This window comes from Sinomonas susongensis, assembly GCF_005877005.1.
In the GTDB taxonomy this organism is placed as follows: domain Bacteria; phylum Actinomycetota; class Actinomycetes; order Actinomycetales; family Micrococcaceae; genus Sinomonas; species Sinomonas susongensis.
On sequence record NZ_SSNH01000001.1, the window covers coordinates 316,122 to 332,319 of the forward strand.

The 16,198-nt window shown below is 68.1% G+C and carries 17 protein-coding genes; 13 read left to right on the plus strand and 4 right to left on the minus strand.

Annotated features, from left to right (window positions below; genetic code table 11):
- The first annotated feature begins 14 nt into the window (after positions 1 to 14).
- The 6 genes from E6A21_RS01510 to E6A21_RS01535 all read left to right on the plus strand — a co-directional run bounded on the left by E6A21_RS01510 (position 15) and on the right by E6A21_RS01535 (position 5,687).
- Complete coding sequence (locus E6A21_RS01510) at positions 15 to 1,157, plus strand: ABC transporter ATP-binding protein (RefSeq protein WP_138442356.1); 1,143 nt, start codon at positions 15 to 17, stop codon at positions 1,155 to 1,157.
- The gene (locus E6A21_RS01515; protein WP_138442357.1) at positions 1,157 to 1,846 is read left to right on the plus strand and encodes an ABC transporter permease; all 690 of its coding nucleotides are present in this window, start codon (positions 1,157 to 1,159) and stop codon (positions 1,844 to 1,846) included. The genes E6A21_RS01510 and E6A21_RS01515 overlap by 1 nt, the downstream gene beginning before the upstream one ends.
- Positions 1,843 to 2,547, plus strand: coding sequence for an ABC transporter permease (locus tag E6A21_RS01520; protein WP_138442358.1), 705 nt, complete (start codon positions 1,843 to 1,845; stop codon positions 2,545 to 2,547). The genes E6A21_RS01515 and E6A21_RS01520 overlap by 4 nt, the downstream gene beginning before the upstream one ends.
- Entirely contained in the window at positions 2,544 to 3,503 is a 960-nt protein-coding gene (locus tag E6A21_RS01525) for an ABC transporter substrate-binding protein (RefSeq protein ID WP_138442359.1), read from the plus strand. The genes E6A21_RS01520 and E6A21_RS01525 overlap by 4 nt, the downstream gene beginning before the upstream one ends.
- Before the next feature lie 82 nt (positions 3,504 to 3,585).
- Positions 3,586 to 4,806 (plus strand): pyridoxal phosphate-dependent aminotransferase, encoded by a 1,221-nt coding sequence (locus tag E6A21_RS01530; RefSeq protein ID WP_138442360.1) that lies wholly within the window; start codon positions 3,586 to 3,588, stop codon positions 4,804 to 4,806.
- A 17-nt stretch (positions 4,807 to 4,823) separates the two neighbouring features.
- A complete protein-coding gene (locus tag E6A21_RS01535; protein WP_138442361.1) occupies positions 4,824 to 5,687 on the plus strand; it encodes a polyphosphate kinase 2 family protein in 864 nt (287 codons plus the stop codon).
- Positions 5,688 to 5,694: 7 nt separating this feature from the next.
- Here E6A21_RS01535 and E6A21_RS01540 read toward each other — a convergent pair whose 3' ends face one another.
- Together E6A21_RS01540 and xseA are read right to left on the minus strand one after the other, a co-directional pair.
- The gene (locus E6A21_RS01540; protein ID WP_138442362.1) at positions 5,695 to 5,934 is read right to left on the minus strand and encodes an exodeoxyribonuclease VII small subunit; all 240 of its coding nucleotides are present in this window, start codon (positions 5,932 to 5,934) and stop codon (positions 5,695 to 5,697) included.
- Positions 5,927 to 7,276 (minus strand): exodeoxyribonuclease VII large subunit, encoded by a 1,350-nt coding sequence (gene xseA / locus E6A21_RS01545; protein ID WP_138442667.1) that lies wholly within the window; start codon positions 7,274 to 7,276, stop codon positions 5,927 to 5,929. Before xseA ends, E6A21_RS01540 begins: the two co-directional genes overlap by 8 nt.
- A 178-nt stretch (positions 7,277 to 7,454) precedes the next feature.
- Here xseA and E6A21_RS01550 point away from each other — a divergent pair, with 178 nt between their 5' ends.
- Together E6A21_RS01550 and E6A21_RS01555 are read left to right on the plus strand one after the other, a co-directional pair.
- On the plus strand, positions 7,455 to 8,297 hold the full coding sequence (locus E6A21_RS01550) for a hypothetical protein (protein WP_138442363.1): 843 nt from the start codon (positions 7,455 to 7,457) through the stop codon (positions 8,295 to 8,297).
- A gap of 20 nt (positions 8,298 to 8,317) precedes the next feature.
- The gene (locus E6A21_RS01555) at positions 8,318 to 9,403 is read left to right on the plus strand and encodes a 4-hydroxy-3-methylbut-2-enyl diphosphate reductase (RefSeq protein WP_138442364.1); all 1,086 of its coding nucleotides are present in this window, start codon (positions 8,318 to 8,320) and stop codon (positions 9,401 to 9,403) included.
- Here the strand turns inward: E6A21_RS01555 and E6A21_RS01560 are convergent.
- A complete protein-coding gene (locus E6A21_RS01560; RefSeq protein WP_138442365.1) occupies positions 9,400 to 10,611 on the minus strand; it encodes a DNA recombination protein RmuC in 1,212 nt (403 codons plus the stop codon). The two genes, E6A21_RS01555 and E6A21_RS01560, sit on opposite strands and share 4 nt — an antisense overlap.
- A 77-nt stretch (positions 10,612 to 10,688) precedes the next feature.
- Between E6A21_RS01560 and ychF the strand changes: the two genes are divergently transcribed.
- Both ychF and E6A21_RS01570 read left to right on the plus strand, forming a co-directional pair.
- A complete protein-coding gene (gene ychF, locus E6A21_RS01565) occupies positions 10,689 to 11,774 on the plus strand; it encodes a redox-regulated ATPase YchF (RefSeq protein WP_138442366.1) in 1,086 nt (361 codons plus the stop codon).
- Between the two features lie 244 nt (positions 11,775 to 12,018).
- Positions 12,019 to 12,561: a hypothetical protein gene (locus E6A21_RS01570; protein ID WP_138442367.1), complete on the plus strand. Its 543-nt coding sequence runs from the start codon at positions 12,019 to 12,021 to the stop codon at positions 12,559 to 12,561.
- Positions 12,562 to 12,666: 105 nt separating this feature from the next.
- Here E6A21_RS01570 and E6A21_RS01575 read toward each other — a convergent pair whose 3' ends face one another.
- Positions 12,667 to 13,230 (minus strand): TetR/AcrR family transcriptional regulator, encoded by a 564-nt coding sequence (locus E6A21_RS01575; protein ID WP_138442368.1) that lies wholly within the window; start codon positions 13,228 to 13,230, stop codon positions 12,667 to 12,669.
- 116 nt (positions 13,231 to 13,346) lie between these two features.
- Between E6A21_RS01575 and E6A21_RS01580 the strand changes: the two genes are divergently transcribed.
- The 3 genes from E6A21_RS01580 to E6A21_RS01590 all read left to right on the plus strand — a co-directional run bounded on the left by E6A21_RS01580 (position 13,347) and on the right by E6A21_RS01590 (position 15,859).
- A complete protein-coding gene (locus E6A21_RS01580) occupies positions 13,347 to 14,372 on the plus strand; it encodes an aldo/keto reductase (RefSeq protein ID WP_138442369.1) in 1,026 nt (341 codons plus the stop codon).
- 115 nt (positions 14,373 to 14,487) lie between these two features.
- Positions 14,488 to 14,736 carry a hypothetical protein gene (locus E6A21_RS18075; RefSeq protein WP_246036122.1) on the plus strand — a complete coding sequence of 83 codons (249 nt, stop codon included), beginning with the start codon at positions 14,488 to 14,490 and terminating at the stop codon, positions 14,734 to 14,736.
- Positions 14,737 to 14,863: 127 nt separating this feature from the next.
- Positions 14,864 to 15,859, plus strand: coding sequence for a LacI family DNA-binding transcriptional regulator (locus E6A21_RS01590; protein ID WP_246036123.1), 996 nt, complete (start codon positions 14,864 to 14,866; stop codon positions 15,857 to 15,859).
- The last annotated feature ends 339 nt before the right edge of the window (positions 15,860 to 16,198 follow it).

Genomic DNA, 16,198 nt, shown 5'->3' on the forward strand with positions numbered 1-16,198 from the left:
GAGCGAGGACCAGCATGACAGAAGCCATGATCGAGTTCCGCGAGGTGAGCAAGGTCTACGGCGGAGCAACAGCCGTCGACCGGCTCAGCTTGACCGTGCTCCGGGGCCAGATCACTGTCTTCGTCGGACCTTCCGGCTGTGGCAAGACGACCTCCCTCCGCATGGTCAACCGGATGGTCGAACCGAACTCGGGCACCATCATCGTGGACGGGCAGGACGTCTCCTCGCTCCCGCCCGCCAAGCTCCGTCGCTCGATGGGCTACGTCATGCAGGCCGCGGGCCTCATGCCGCACCGCACGGTCGTCGACAACATCGCGACCGTGCCCCGCCTCAACGGGGTGTCCCGCGCCCGCGCCCGCGCCCGCGCGCGCGAGCTGCTCGACGTCGTCGGCCTCCCGCAGTCGCTCGCCGGCCGTTATCCGGCCCAGCTCTCGGGCGGCCAGCAGCAGCGCGTGGGCGTCGCCCGAGCGCTCGCGGCCGATCCGCCCGTGCTCCTCATGGACGAGCCCTTCAGCGCCGTCGACCCCGTGGTCCGGCACGAGCTGCAGCAGGAGCTCCTCCGCCTCCAGCGCGACCTCGGCAAGACGATCGTGTTCGTCACGCACGACATCGACGAGGCCGTGCTCCTCGGCGAACGCATCGCGGTGTTCGCCGTGGGCGGCCGCCTCGCGCAGGTTGCGGGACCCGAGGAGATCCTGCGGGCTCCCGCCGACGAATTCGTCGCCGGATTCGTGGGCAGGGACCGCGGCTTCCGGCACCTCGGCTTCTACGACGACGCCGGGCTGGCCGTCGACGCCGCCGAGACGCTGCCGAGGTCGCGGCTCGCGAGCGCGCACCCGGCCGGGTGGACGGTCGTGGTCGACGACGGCGGGCGGCCAGTCGGATGGGCGTCGGCGGAGGCTCCCGGGGCCTTGGTGAGCGGCGGCTCGCTGCACCGGTCCGGCGCCTCGCTGAGGACGGCGCTCGATGCCGCGCTGTCGTCGCCGTCGGGGAGGGGCGTCGTCGTGGACGACGGCGGCCGGTTCCTCGGCACTGTCGACGCCACTGCGGTCATCGCCCAGGCGGACCGCCGGCGTGCGGAGGCGCAGCGCGGGCGGCTCGAGTCCCATGGCCGGGAGCAGTCCGGTGCCGAGACGCTGGCAGGAGGGGCCACCTGATGGAATGGGCCGCCGCGAACGCGGGGCGCATCCTCTCGCTCGCCGGGCAGCACCTCGTCCTGGCGATCGTGCCGCTCCTGCTCGGTCTCGTCATCAGCCTCCCTCTCGCACAACTCGTGCGCAGGCACCCGGCGTGGCGGACGGCGCTCCTGACCCTGAGCTCCGTGCTGTACACGGTGCCCTCGCTCGCGCTGTTCATCATCCTGCCGGTGGTCCTCGGCACGAGGATCCTCGACCCCGTCAACGTCATCGTCGCGCTCACGGTGTACGCGGTCGCCCTCCTCATGCGCTCTGCGCTCGACTCCCTCGACTCGGTGGACGGAGAGCTGAGCCTCGCCGCGCGGGCACTCGGCCACACAGCGGTCAGCCGGTACTTCCAGGTCGACCTCCCACTCTCGCTCCCGGTGCTCATCGCCGGGCTCCGCGCCATCTCGGTGAGCAACATCTCGCTTGTCAGCGTTGCAGCCCTCGTCGGGATGCCGAACCTCGGCATCCTGTTCACCGAGGGGCTCCAGCGAGACTTCGTGACCGAGATCGTCGTCGGCCTCGTCGCGATCCTCGTGCTCGCCCTCATCATGGACCTCCTGCTCGTGGTGCTCGGCCGCGTGCTCTCCCCTTGGGCGCGCTTCGCGTCCGGTGCAGCGCCCCGGAAGCCGGTGACTCCTGCGCGGAGGGCGGTGCGCGGGTGAGCCTCTTCGAGCAGACCTGGGCCTGGCTCACGGACCCTCTCCAATGGTCCGGATACTCGAGCATCCCCACGCGGCTGGGCGAGCACATCTTCTACACGCTCCTGACCGTCGCCATCGCGAGCGCTATCGCCCTGCCGATCGGGGCCTACGTAGGCCATACCGGCCGCGGCCGGGTCGTCGTCGTCGCGATCGCCGGAGCGCTGAGGGCCGTGCCGACCCTCGGGCTGCTCGTGCTCTTCGTGCTCCTGTCCGGGATCGGGCTCATGCCGCCCATCTGGGCACTCGTGATCCTCACCGTCCCGCCCATCCTCGCGGGAACGTATTCGGGCATCGCAGCCGTGGACCCAGTGGTGGTCGACGCCGCCCGTGCGCAGGGAATGCGCGAGTTCCAGATCCTGTTCGGCGTCGAACTCCCCAACGCCGCGCCGGTCATCTTCGGTGGGATCCGCGCCGCCGTCCTGCAGGTCATCGCGACCGCAACCGTGGTCGCCTACACGAGCCTCGGCGGTCTCGGCCGGTACATCTTCGACGGCCTCGCTCTCTCCGACTACCCCCAGATGCTCGGCGGCTCCGTCCTCGTGGCGGCGCTCGCCGTCGTCGCCGACCTCGTCCTGGGCGTGCTTCTTCGCCGCCTGGGTCCTCACTCGGTCTCCAAGCGGGAGCTTCCGGCCCCGGAGGTCCTAAAGGAAGGAATGCCATGACCAGTCACCTGCCCTCCATTCCCCGCCGCCGGGCGGTCGCCGCACTGGCCGCGGGCCTCGGGCTGAGCCTCGCGCTCAGCGCATGCGGAGGCTCGTCCAATCCATTGAGCTCCGGCGGCGCGTCGAGTTCGGCGTCCGGCGGGAGCAAGACGCTCGTCGTCGGGTCCGCGGACTTCCCTGAGAGCCAGATCGTGGCCGAGCTCTACGCCGGCGCCCTGAACGCGGCGGGGATCCCGGCGACGACGAAGCCCAATATCGGCGCGCGCGAGGTCTACTACAAGGCCGTCCAGGACGACTCGATCGATGTCGTGCCCGACTACACCGGCAACCTGCTGCTCTACTTGGACCCCAAGGCCACCCAGGTCTCGGCGTCCGACATCGCCTCGGCCCTTCCGAACAAGCTGCCGAAGGGCCTCTCGGTCCTCGATCCGGCGCAGGCTGAGGACAAGGACGCCATGGTCGTCACGAAGGCCACGGCGACGAAGTACTCCCTCCAGAGCATTGCCGACATGTCGAAGGTCTGCAGCGACCTGGTGATCGGTGCTCCCGCGACCTTCGAACAGCGCGCCTACGGCCTGCCCGGCCTCAAGGACAAGTACAACTGCGTGCCGAAGCAGTTCCAGCCGTTCAACGACGGCGGGGGGCCCGTCACGCTCAAGGCCCTCCTCTCGAACGACATCCAGGTCGCCGACATCTTCACGACGACCCCGTCGATCCCGGACAACGACCTCGTGGTCCTGGCCGACCCGAAGAACAACTTCATCGCCCAGCAGGTCATCCCGCTCGTGAACACGGCGAACCTGACCGATGCGGCGAAGAAGGTGCTCAACTCGGTTTCCGGGAAGCTCACCACGACGGACCTCATCAACCTGAACCGTGCCGTGAGCGGCAACCAGAAGCAGAGCCCGGCGGACGCAGCGAAGGCCTGGCTCAAGGACAAGGGCCTCGCCTCGTAGTCCCTCCCTCCGCGGAAAGCGCGCCACAGGGTGTGAACTGAATCTCGAAAGGGAGGCCCACACCCTGTGGCATTCTTAGGGAATGGTCGAGTTCAAGCAGTCTTCCAAGCTCCACAACGTCCTCTACGACATCCGGGGACCGATTCTGGAAGCTGCCCAGCAGATGGAGGCCGAGGGCCACAAGATCCTCAAGCTGAACATCGGCAACCCGGCCCCGTTCGGTTTCGAGGCGCCCGACGCGATCCTGGTCGACATGATCCGGCACCTCCCGCATGCGCAGGGCTACAGCGACTCGCGCGGCATCTTCTCCGCGCGCACCGCGGTCTCGCAGTACTACCAGACCCGTGGGATCCAGAACATCGGCGTCGACGACATCTACCTCGGAAACGGGGTGAGCGAGCTCATCACCCTCTCGCTCATGGCGCTGCTCGAGCAGGGCGACGAGATCCTCGTCCCCAGCCCTGACTACCCGCTCTGGACGGCGTCGGTCTCGCTCGCCGGCGGTCAGGCCGTGCACTACGAGTGCGTCGAGGAGGCGGACTGGGAGCCGGACCTCGACGACCTCGAGGCGAAGATCTCGCCGCGCACCAAGGGCATCGTGGTGATCAACCCGAACAACCCCACGGGGGCGGTCTACTCGGACTCGACCTTGCGGCGCATCGCGGCCCTTGCAGAGCAGCACGGGCTGATCGTCTTCGCCGACGAGATCTACGAGAAGATCCTCTACGACGGGAACACCCACACGAACATGGCCGCGTTCACGGACGAAGAGGTGCTGTGCCTCACGTTCAGCGGCCTGTCCAAGGCCTACCGCGTGTGCGGCTACCGGGCGGGGTGGATGGCGATCTCGGGGCCGAAGAAGCTGGCCGCGGACTACCTCGAGGGCATCAACCTGCTGGCCAACATGCGCCTGTGTGCGAATGTCCCAGCGCAGCACGCGATCCAGACCGCTCTCGGCGGATACCAGAGCATCAATGACCTGATCCTCCCCGGGGGGCGTCTGCTCGAGCAGCGCAACAAGGCGTACGAGATGCTCAACGCGATCCCGGGGGTGTCCACGCGCCAGGCCAAGGGGGCGCTGTACCTCTTCCCGCGCCTCGACCCCGAGGTCTACCCGATCCGGGACGACGAACGGTTCGTCCTGGACCTCCTGCGCGAGCAGAAGATCCTCGTCTCCCATGGCCGCGCCTTCAACTGGCACGCGCCCGACCACTTCCGGATGGTGACCCTCCCCGCCGTCGCGGACATCGAGGAAGCCATTGGCCGCATGGCCGACTTCCTCAGCAGGTACGAAGGGAACTGACCCACCGGAGGCGGGCCATGACGCAACGCGAGGTCGACACGGTCTTCGAGGACAGCCCGGAACGCCTGTTCGGCGTAGGGCCCGGCTTCTCGCTTGCGGCGGTTGATCCTGCTTCGACCCGCGGGTTCGGGGGCCGGAAGTCGGACGGCAAGGAGGTGCTCTCCGCGAGGAGCCCGCGCCTGGCCGAGCTCCAGGAGCGCCTGTTCGCGGAGGGGCGCGCCGGTAGGCGTCGTTCGCTCCTCCTCGTCCTCGAGGGCATGGACACGTCCGGCAAGGGCGGGATCGTGCGGCACGTCGTGAGCGCCGTCGGCATCCAGGGGGTCCAGCTCGCGTCCTTCGGGCCACCGACGGCGGCCGAGGAACGCCACGACTTCCTGTGGCGCGTGGAACGCCAGCTCCCGCGTCCCGGCATGATCGGGTGCTTCGACCGGTCCCATTACGAGGACGTCCTCATCCACCGGGTGCACGGCTGGGCGGACGAGCGGGAGCTTGAGAGGCGCTATTCGGCGATCCAGGACTTCGAGTCACGCCTGCACGAGAACGGGACGCAGGTCGTCAAGGTCATGCTGCACATCAGCAAAGCCGAGCAGCTCCGTCGCCTTTCGGCCCGGTTGGACGATCCCACCAAGCACTGGAAGTACGATCCTGGCGACGTCGACGAGCGGCGGCGCTGGGACGACTACATGGCTGCCTACGAGGCCGCGCTCGTCAGGACGAGCGCTGCCTATGCCCCCTGGTACGTCGTACCGGCGGACAGCAAGTGGTATTCGCGCCTCGTCGTGCAGCACCTCATGCTGGACGCCCTCGAGCGGATGGACCCCCAGTGGCCACCGGCGTCGTTCGACGTCGAAGCCGAGAAGCGGCGGCTCGCGGAGAGCTGAGCCCCCGCTATTCGCCTGAGCCGGGAGCGCCGGCCTCGGGCTGGCGGCGGGCGGCGTCGAGCCGGCGTCGTGCCCCCTCGAGCCATTCCTCGCAGCGCTGGGCGAGTGCCTCGCCCCGCTCCCAGAGCGCAAGCGAGTCCTCGAGGCTTACGCCCCCGGCCTCGAGCTTCGCGACGACCGCGACGAGCTGCTCCCGGGCCTCCTCGTAGCTCAACTCCGCGAAGGCGTCCTGCTGGGCTTCAGTCATCGTGGGTTCCTCCGTCTGGCTCGGATGAGGCTGGCTGGTGGGCGGTGCTTCCGACGGACGGCGCGAGTTCGCCTTCCGACGTCGCGACGATTGCCCCCCGGGAGAGCCGCACGCGGAGGGCGGTCCCCTCGGGGGCGTCTTCGGGCGCCCGGATGACGGCGGCTGCAGGCCCGTCGAGCAGCTGGACTACGGAATAGCCGCGGTCGAGGGTCTGCTGCGGCGAGAGCGCCCTGACCTGGGCCCGAAGGTGGCGGACTGCATCGTGCCCGCGGACGACGGCGCCGCTCACCGCGTTGTGGGCACGGCTCAGGAGCCGCTCGAGGTCCTCGTGGCGGACGTCGAGCATCTGCTCTGGGCGTGCGAGGACGGGGCGGCTGCGCAGGAGCGTGAGCTGCTGGTCCTCGCGGGCAACGTGCAGGGCGATCTGGCGTTCGAGGCGTTCGCGGCACTGCCGGACGCGGGCGAGTTCCTCGGAGACCTCGGGGACGATGCGCTTCGCGGCGTCCGTGGGGGTGGAGGCGCGGAGATCGGCGACGTCGTCGAGGATGGGCCTGTCTGCCTCATGGCCGATCGCGCTCACGACTGGGGTCTGGGCGTTCGCGACAGCGCGGACCAGGCGCTCGTCACTGAACGGCAGGAGGTCCTCGAGGGAGCCTCCGCCTCGGGCGACGACGATGACGTCGACCTCCGGCATGGCGTCCAGCTCGCGCAGCGCTGAGATGACCTCCGTTACCGCACTGGCGCCTTGGACGGCGACCTCGCGCATCTCGAAATGGACGGCCGGCCAGCGCAGAGCGGCGTTGCGGAGCACGTCCTTCTTCGCGTCCGAGTCGCGTCCCGTGACGAGGCCGATGCGGTGGGGGAGTAGGGGCAGGCGGCGCTTGCGAGACTCCGCGAAAAGGCCTTCCGCGCCGAGGGACTGCCGGAGCCGTTCGATGCGGGCGAGGAGGTCGCCGAGGCCGACGGGCCGGATGTCGCGCACCTGCATATTGAGCCGCCCCGTCTTGAGCCACATCTCCGGCTTGACGAGCGCCACGACGCGCGAGCCGCGCTCGAGCGGTTCCTTGAGCCGGGCCATGACCTGCCCCCACGCGGAGGCGGAGAGCGAGATCTCGGCTTCGACGTCGCGCAGCGTGAGGAACGCGTTGGTCCCGCGCCTGCTGAGCTCGATCACCTGTCCCTCGACCCAGACCTGGGGCGACCGGTCGATGTGCTCCTTGAGCTTGCGGGAGAGCAGCGCGAGGGGCCAGGGATTGTCGGGACTTGTATCGGCGGCCCGTTCCGGGAGGCTCTTCGCGGCCTCTTCGGGCTGCGCCTCATCTCCCTCGGAACTGTCAGTCATTCCGAAGGCCACTGCGTCCAGCGGCGCGGACGGCTCAGGCATGTCCTCCCCCTCTCCGGAGCGCGCATCTTGTCCCACATGTATCACGGGCCGCTGACAGTCTTGTGCGGCCTGTCGCGCCCGAAGCGGTCAGCTTCTCCCTCTACGATAGGTGCGTTGACGCCGACCCCGGGAAGCCATGCGTACCGTTCTCTCCGCACTCTCAGTGCTGCTCGCCGTCGTCCTCACTGCCGTGGCGGTCCCCGCCCTGTGGCTCGAGCGGAACGTCGTCGACGAATCGGGATTCGTTCAACTGCTCTCGCCGATGAGCACGGACAAGCAGCTCCAGTCGACCCTCATCTCGAATCTCGACAACGCGGTCACCTCCGACTCGAGCATTCCGTCGGTGCTCCGCCCGGTCGCGCAGCAGGCCGTCCAAGGCCTCGCGGCGAGCCTCGTGTCCGATGCGAACTTCGGCCAAGCATGGAACGACACGCTCAAGGCCAGCCACCAGATCAACTTCAGCCCGGACAAGGCCTCGGCGAACGCCTTCGAACTCGAGCTCCGGCCCATGGCTGACCTGATGGCAAAGCGGGTCGCGAGTTCGCTGAACGTGAACATCCCGGGTCCCGCTACGCTCCAAGTCCAAGTTGGCACGGCCCAGCAGCGGTCGTGGCTCACGGGCGCGCAGAACCTCGCCGCCCTCTCCCTGCCGTTGACCCTCGGTGCGATCCTCGCCTTCGCATTGGGGCTGCTCTGCGCACGACGTCGGGGGGTCGCCCTAGCCTGGGCGGGCATCGGGCTGCTCCTGATTGCCGCGCTGTACCAAGGAGTTGTCGGCCTCGCACCTTCACTCGCATCGGCCCAGGGGAGCGCCGGCTCGATGTCGTCGGCGTTCGGCACCCGCGCCGCAGAGCTCGTGGCGGCGAACTTCGAAGGGTGGATCATCCCCCTCGCCATCGGCGGAGCCGTGCTGCTCGTGCTCGGCGCGGTGTTCGGCGCGGTCCAGCGCAGGCGGAGGGCTCGGACAAGGCTGCGTTGATGACTCGCTAGCATTGAATCATGACGTCTGCGCCCGTTTCCCTGTCCATGCCGATGGTTCCGCGCCGCCGCCGGACGCCTGAGGACGTGGCCGCTGCCGTTCCGGTCGCGGGGGAGAAGCGCGTCCTGCTCGCGGCTCCGCGCGGGTACTGCGCCGGTGTCGACCGTGCCGTCATCGCAGTCGAGAAGGCGCTCGAGCACTACGGTCCGCCCGTCTACGTGCGCAAGCAGATCGTCCACAACCGGCACGTCGTCGAGACGCTCGAGGAACGTGGCGCGATCTTCGTCGACGAGACGGACGAGGTCCCGGAAGGTTCCCTCGTGGTCTTCTCGGCACACGGGGTGAGCCCCGCCGTCGTGCGTTCGGCGGAGGAGCGCGGCCTGCGGACGATCGACGCCACCTGTCCTCTCGTGACCAAGGTCCACCGTGAGGCCGTTCGGTTCGCGAAGGGCGATTACGAGATCCTCCTGATCGGCCACGAGGGACACGAAGAGGTCGAGGGCACGTACGGTGAGGCCCCGGAGCACACCCAGATCGTGAATTCTCCCGAGGAGGCGGACACCATCGAGGTCCGCGATCCTGACCGTCTCATCTGGCTCTCCCAGACCACCCTTTCGGTGGACGAGACGATGGAGACCGTCCGGCGCCTGCGCGAACGCTTCCCGAATCTCCAGGATCCGCCGAGCGACGACATCTGCTACGCGACCTCGAACCGTCAGGCGGCCATCAAGAAGATCGCCCCCCAAGCGGACCTCGTGATTGTGGTCGGCTCCGCCAATTCGTCGAATTCGGTTCGGCTTGTCGAGGTTGCGCTCGAATACGGCGCCAAGAAGGCCTACCGGGTCGACTTCGCCAATGAGGTCGACGAGTCCTGGTTCGAGGGAGTGCAGACTGTCGGCGTGACCTCCGGTGCGTCAGTGCCTGAGGTGCTGGTACAGGACGTCCTTCGGCTCGCCGCGGAGTACGGCTACGGGACGGTCGAGGAAGTCGTGACGGCGGAAGAGGACATCCTGTTCTCGCTCCCGAAGGAGCTGCGCGCGACGCTCAAGGAAGTCGGCGACGGCAGCCGCGGCCTCGGCGGTCGCGGCCAGCGCCCCACGAGCTAGCCCGCCTGCGAGAGCTCGTCGAGCAGTTCGGTCGCGCTCAGGACCCTGGGAGTGCTGCCGAGGGGAGCGAGCTCAGGCAGCGTCTCCGGAGCGCCCGGGTCGAGGGCGCTGATCCGTCGGGCTGTGGGGAGAACACGCGACTCCAGGGCGCCGACGAAGGCGTTGTAGCGTTCCACCGAAGACTTGAGCGACGTCCCGAGCTTCGCGACGTGGCCCCCCATCGTGCCCAGCCGGCTGTACAGCTGCTGGGAGAGCTCGAAGAGTTCGCGCGCGTTCTCGGTCAGCAGCTCCTGCCGCCAGCCGAAGGCGACACCCTTCAGGAGGGCAAGGAGCGTCGCGGGCGATGCGAGAGCGACGTTCCGCGAGAACGCGTAGTCGAGGAGCCCGGGGTCCTCGATGAGAGCCTCGGCGAGGAAAGACTCGGCCGGAAGGAAGCAGACGACGAGCTCGGGGCTCGACCCGACGGATTCCCAGTACTTCTTGCTGCCCAGCGCATCCACATGCGCCCGCAGCGCCTTGGCGTGATCCGCGAGATGTCGCTTCCGCGTCTCCGCCGCGGGCATGCTGGCATTGTCCGCGAGTCCCTGAGCCTTCAGGTAGGCCGCGAGAGGGACCTTCGCGTCGACGATGATGTGCTTCATGCCCGGCAGGTGCACGACGAGGTCCGGCCGATATGCGCCTGCCTCTCCTGCAGCAGTGACCTGTTCGCTGAAGTCCACTCGCTCGAGCATGCCAGCAGCTTCCACGACCCTTCGCAGCTGGACCTCGCCCCACGTGCCCCGCGAGGCGTTGTTGGCGAGCGCGGCGTTCAGCGCATGGGTGGTCTGCAGGAGAGCGGCGTCCGATTCCCGAGCCGACTGGAGCTGTTGTGCGAGCTGGCCATACTGTTCCACCCGGTCGCGTTCGAGCAGCGCGACCTGGCGCTGCACCGCCCCAAGCTTCTCGGCAACCGGCGCGAGCGCCCGGAGGACGCTGTTCTCCTGTTCATCGAGTGTCGTGAGCGCCGCGTTCTGGCGGGCGAGCAGGTCGCGCTCCGCTGTCGCGCCAGCGAGCTGTGCCTCGAGGTGCGCGAGGTGAGCCTGGAGCGCTGGCGAGGCGCCGCCGTCGTGCGCCGCTCGGCGACGGGCCAACGAATAGCCGCCCAGCGCGCCGAGGATGAGGGCTAGCAGCGCCACGAGGAGCGTCACGAGAGTCTGGGTTGCTTCCATGGATTCACCATGACATGGGGCTCCGACAAATCTGGGCCGACATTTTCGAAACGGCGCCCCCGGTATGATGGATGACCGTGGCTCTCACTATCGGCATCGTCGGTCTCCCCAACGTCGGAAAGTCGACGCTCTTCAATGCGCTGACGCGCAACCAGGTCCTCGCGGCGAACTATCCGTTCGCGACGATCGAACCGAATGTGGGGGTGGTGAGCCTTCCCGACCCCCGGCTCGGGCAGCTTGCCGAGATCTTCAAGTCGGAGCGGATCCTCCCCGCAACGGTCTCGTTCGTCGACATCGCCGGCATCGTCAAGGGGGCGTCCGAGGGAGAAGGCCTCGGAAACCAGTTCCTCGCGAACATCCGCGAGGCGCAGGCGATCGCGCAGGTCGTCCGCGTCTTCGACGATCCCGATGTCGTGCATGTCGAGGGCCGCGTCCATCCCCAGTCGGACATCGAGATCATCCACACGGAACTCATCCTCGCCGACCTCCAGACCGTCGAGAAGGCCCTCCCGCGCGTCGAGAAGGAAGTCAAGAACAAGAAGCGCGACGCCGCGGAGCTCGCCGCGCTCCAGGCCGCCCAGAAGGTCCTCGAGCGGGGCGATACGATCATCTCCGCCGTGCAGACCGACAAGCTCGACATGGACGCGCTCAAGGAACTCAACCTCCTCACCGCCAAGCCCTTCATCTACGTTTTCAACGCGGACGAGGGCGTGCTGGGAAGCCCGGAGAAGCAGGCCGAGCTCCGCGCCCTCGTCGCACCCGCGGACTGTGTCTTCCTCGACGCCAAGCTCGAGGCCGACCTCGTCGAGCTCTCCGAGGAGGAGGCCCGCGAGATGCTCGAGATGAACGGGCAGGACGAATCCGGCCTCGACCAGCTCGCGCGGGTCGGCTTCCACACGCTCGGCCTCCAGACCTACCTCACGGCGGGGCCGAAGGAAGCGCGCGCGTGGACGATCCACCGCGGCGACACCGCACCGCAGGCCGCCGGCGTCATCCACACCGACTTCCAGCGCGGCTTCATCAAGGCCGAGATCGTCCACTTCCAGGACCTCATCGAAGCTGGCTCGATGAACGAGGCCAAGGCCCGAGGCAAGGTTCGCATCGAAGGCAAGGACTACGTCATGGCCGACGGCGACGTGGTGGAGTTCCGCTTCAACGTGTGATCCGGGCCGTCTGGCCGATGGATTGGCGGGGTCAGCCTCGCCGAGTCCGCACAGAGTCCGCAGGGGGCTCCGTACTTCGGTGGGTCAGCTCGACGGCACGGAGGTGCTCGTAGACCAAGGTCTCGTGCAGGCCTGAACGGCCGCTGGATGCGAGCTTCCTCCCGGACCCGGGTGCTCAACGAGTCCCGGGAGCTTAGCCTGTCTCCCCATGGATACGCTGCGGCAGGGCGTCTAGCATGTCCGCATGCGTCTGGGTGCTGGACCGGCGCGGCAGGCTGGCGGCGAGGAGGCAACGGCCATGGGCGGAACGTCAAGGGCGAGGCAGTGGTGGACTCCGGAGGAGGCCCGCGCCGACGTGGACCGGCGGGACCCTGATGCGCTGCCCGCGTTCGACGCGTTCGTCGCGGCGGCACAGCAGGCAGGGCTCGACATCGACTCCCGGCAGACCATGGACCCGAAGCTGGCCCTCGTGGTGACGGATGCCCGAGTGGGCAAGCTCGGGGACGTGGCGGTGGTCTCCTACCAGCCCAACGGCGCGGTGCAGCTGGAGCTGGACTTCGCCTCCGCGGGGGCGGAATCGAAGGGGAGCGCTCGGGGGCGGGTCGAGGCCCTGCTGGGGCAGATCGGCGCCATCGACGACCGCCTCGGTTCGATGGCGGCCCAGATCCGAGAGGCCGGGCTCGACAGGACCCACCCCAACACCCCGCTCCGGGAGCGATCACCGGAATCGGTCAGTGCGCTCGTGGAGCTGGTCGCTCGCTTCAACGCCGGGACAACAGGGAACTGAGCGTTCATCATGAACCCGCCCGCTGGATGAGGATCCGATCGTTGCCACGACGAGCTTCTCTGAGAGCGAATCCGGCGGCGTCTTCCTTAAGGGCGCGCGTGTGGGCTAGCGCGTGGGAAGCGCCCCGTAGCGCAGCCCGTCGAGCAGCAACCGGACCATCCGGGGTGCGCGCGATGTGTCGCTGCTGCCGGGCGCCGGCGCGCACAGGTTCGCGATCGCGCCGATCAGCTCGATCGGGTCGACTCCGTCTCTGATGACGCCGGCCTGCGCGGCATCGTCGAGCAGGCGCCGCAACGCGGGGCCCGCGTTGCCCTCGAAGTACTCGCGAAGGCCGCTGTAGGCGGGCTCGCCGGAGCGCAGGGCGGCGCCGAGGCCGTGCTTGGTCGCCACGAACTCGGTGTACCGCTGAGCCCACAGCTCGAGGGCCTCGCCGGGCTCGTGGGTCTCCGCCAAGCGCGCGGCCTCCGCGGTCACGTCGTCGATCTCGCGTCGGAAGACCGCGGCGATCAGGTCTGAACGCAGGGGGAAGTGACGGTAGAGCGTTGCCGTGCCCACGCCGGCGCGAGCGGCGATGGCCCGGACGCCGACGTCGACGCCGTGCGCCGCGAATTCCTCTTTCGCGGCGGCCAGAAGGGCGTCGAGATTGCGCTGGGCGTCGGCACGCGGCATCCGGTTTCTCCCTGAGTCGTTGATAAACGGAACAGCGTCCCATATAGTCGGAAATGGGACAATGTTCCGTTTTGATCATCTCACGGCATCCATAGGGGTGCCAGCAGGGAGTAGCCATGCAATACCGCACCCTCGGTCGCACCGGAATCAAGGTGACCCCGTACGCTCTTGGCGCGATGATGCTCGGGTCTCTCGGGAACCCGGACCGGCAGGAAGGCATCCGCATCATTCATCGCGCGCTCGACGCGGGGATCAACTTCGTCGACACCGCCGACCGTTACGGCGATTCGGAGGAGGTCGTGGGGGAGGCGCTCAAGGGGCGCCGCGAGGACGTCGTGCTCGCGACGAAGTTCTGGGGGCCGGTCGACGAAGACCTCAACCACCGTGGCGCGTCGCGGCGCTGGATCGTCCAGGCGGTCGAGCGCTCGCTGCGTCGGCTTCAGACCGATCACATCGACCTCTACCAGCTGCACCGGCCGGACCCCGAGACGGACATCGATGAGACCCTCTCGGCGCTCACGGACCTCGTGCGGCAGGGCAAGGTGCGGGCGATCGGTTCATCGTCCATGCGCGGCTCCGAGATCGTCGAGGCGCAGTGGGTCGCCGATCGCCGCGGATTCGAGCGCTTCCGCACAGAGCAGCCGAACTACTCGATGCTCGACCGCGAGATCGAGCGCGAGATCCTGCCGGTCGCCCAGCGCTATGGCATGGGCACACTCGTATACAGCCCGCTCGCCGGCGGAATGCTGACCGGCCGCTACCGCGCCGGGCAGGAGAACGACAACTTCCGCTCGACGCGCACTGGCATGCGGCACTTCCGTGACGAGCGGCGGCTCGCCGCGGTCGAGCAGCTCGTCGCGCTGTCCGAGGAGGTCGGCGTCAAGCTGACCCACCTTGCGATGGCGTTCGTCATCGCCCACCCGGGGGTCACGTCAGCGATTGTTGGCCCCCGCACCATGGAGCAGCTCGAAGACACCCTGGCCGGGGCCGACGTGGCGCTCTCCGATGACATCCTTGATCGAATCGACGAGATCGTTGCGCCTGGGGAGAGCATCGGCGCGATGGACATGGTCTACCGGGGACCCGAGGTTGGTGACCCGGGCATGCGACGCCGCGGGCTTGGTGATCGCTCAGCCGAATAAGCCACGAATCGGGGCAGGTCTGACCCGGCTCGACCTGAGCAGCAGTTATGCGGCGGATGTGCTTCCTCCGCTCATGGTTCCCGGATTCGCAAGGGGTTCGATCATGCCCGCCCCAATGCAGACGGCGACCTTGGGCATCGACCGACATTTCGCCGGCGTCGCCTCGGCCATGGTGAATACAAGTCAGCAAGTTGGAGGATCGATCGGCACGGCGCTTCTGAACGCGCTCGCTGCGACTGCCTTCACCGACTACGTCCAGGCCCGTTGCGGGCAATTGCGTCGGCCGGAAAGTGCCTCCTCTGCCGCGTTCGAGATGCCGGGGCATGATCGAGTCAGCACAGAACCCAAAATCTCCGGGCCATGAACCGCATAGGGTTAGATTTGTGCTGGATCGCGTTGGGATCAGGACGGGTTGAAAGAGGGGTGCGGGTTTGCCAAGGGCTACGAGAAGCTCGGCGGTCAGCGCAGCCCGCAAGCCCAGCATCAACGATGTGGCCCGGGAAGCCGGCGTCTCCTACCAGACCGTCTCAAGGGTCATCAACAACGCCCGGGACGTAAGCCCCGCGACCCGCGAACGAGTCCTCCAGGTCATCAAGGATGTGGGGTACCGCCGGAACAGGACGGCCACGACGCTGGTTACGAGCCGTTCCACCATCCTTGGGATCCTGACCGACGGCTCACCTCGCTTCGGTCCGATGGGCACGTTGATCGCGCTCGAAAACGTTGCCCGCCAGAACGGCTACGGCACCACCGTGGTGACCGTCGAGGAACCGCACGGCGATGCGGTGCAGAATGCCCTGGACGGCCTCGACGACGTCGGTGTCGATGGCATCATCGTCATCGCGACGCGTCTATCGATGGCGGCAGCGGTCTGGAGCGCATCGGTCCGGGTGCCCGTGGAGATGATCGCGGCAGAAACGTCCTCAACCCCGAATGTCTTCACCTACTCGGAGAATCAGGAGCTGGGCGCGCGGATGGCCACCCAGCACCTGATCGACCTCGGCCACACGGACATCGCCCATCTGGCGGGGTCGATGGAGTGGTTCGATGGCCGCGCGCGCAAACGCGGCTGGGAGGCGGCCCTGCGCGACGCGGGGCTCGAACCCGGCCTGTGCCTGGAGGGCGACTGGAGCCCGAAGTGGGCCTACGAGACGGGGCTTCGGCTTGTGGGGGAGAGCAAGGTCCCCCAGGCCATCTTCGCGGCCAGCGACCATACTGCCCTCGGGCTCATCCGGGCCTTCGCCGAGAACGGGATCCGGGTGCCGGAGGACGTGAGCATCGTCGGGTTCGACGACGTCGAGGGCTCGGACTACTTCCTCCCGCCACTCACTACGGTCCGCCAGGACTTCCCGGCGCTCGCCCGCATGAGCATCGACGTGCTCATCGGGGCCATCGAAGGGCGCGAAGTAGACAGTACGCCGAACACTCCCACGCTCGTCGTCCGCAGGAGCGCTATCCCTGCGAGGGCCGCGCACGACGGCGCCTAGCCCGCCTTGCGCCCAAGGGCGGCGTCCTTTCCGGCCTTTGAGCGCCTACGGGCCCTAGGTCGCCCCTGATTCTTGGACCTTCCTCTCGTTTCGAGTGACGCTTGACACAGTGGACCGTGAACGTTCACGATAGTACGACCGTGAACGTTCACGGAGTACCGCTCAAAGGAGAGGGGAGACCCAGCGTGGCAGAAATGAAGAACCCAGCGGCCGTGTCCCAGCCGGCACCTCTGCCGTCGTGGGCCTCTTCGATCGCGGCGCCCTGTGGCCGAGCCTCGTCGTCACCGTCGACCCAGCCCACTTGGTCACGGCGACGTCCACTTCGGGCGGAACTCACAT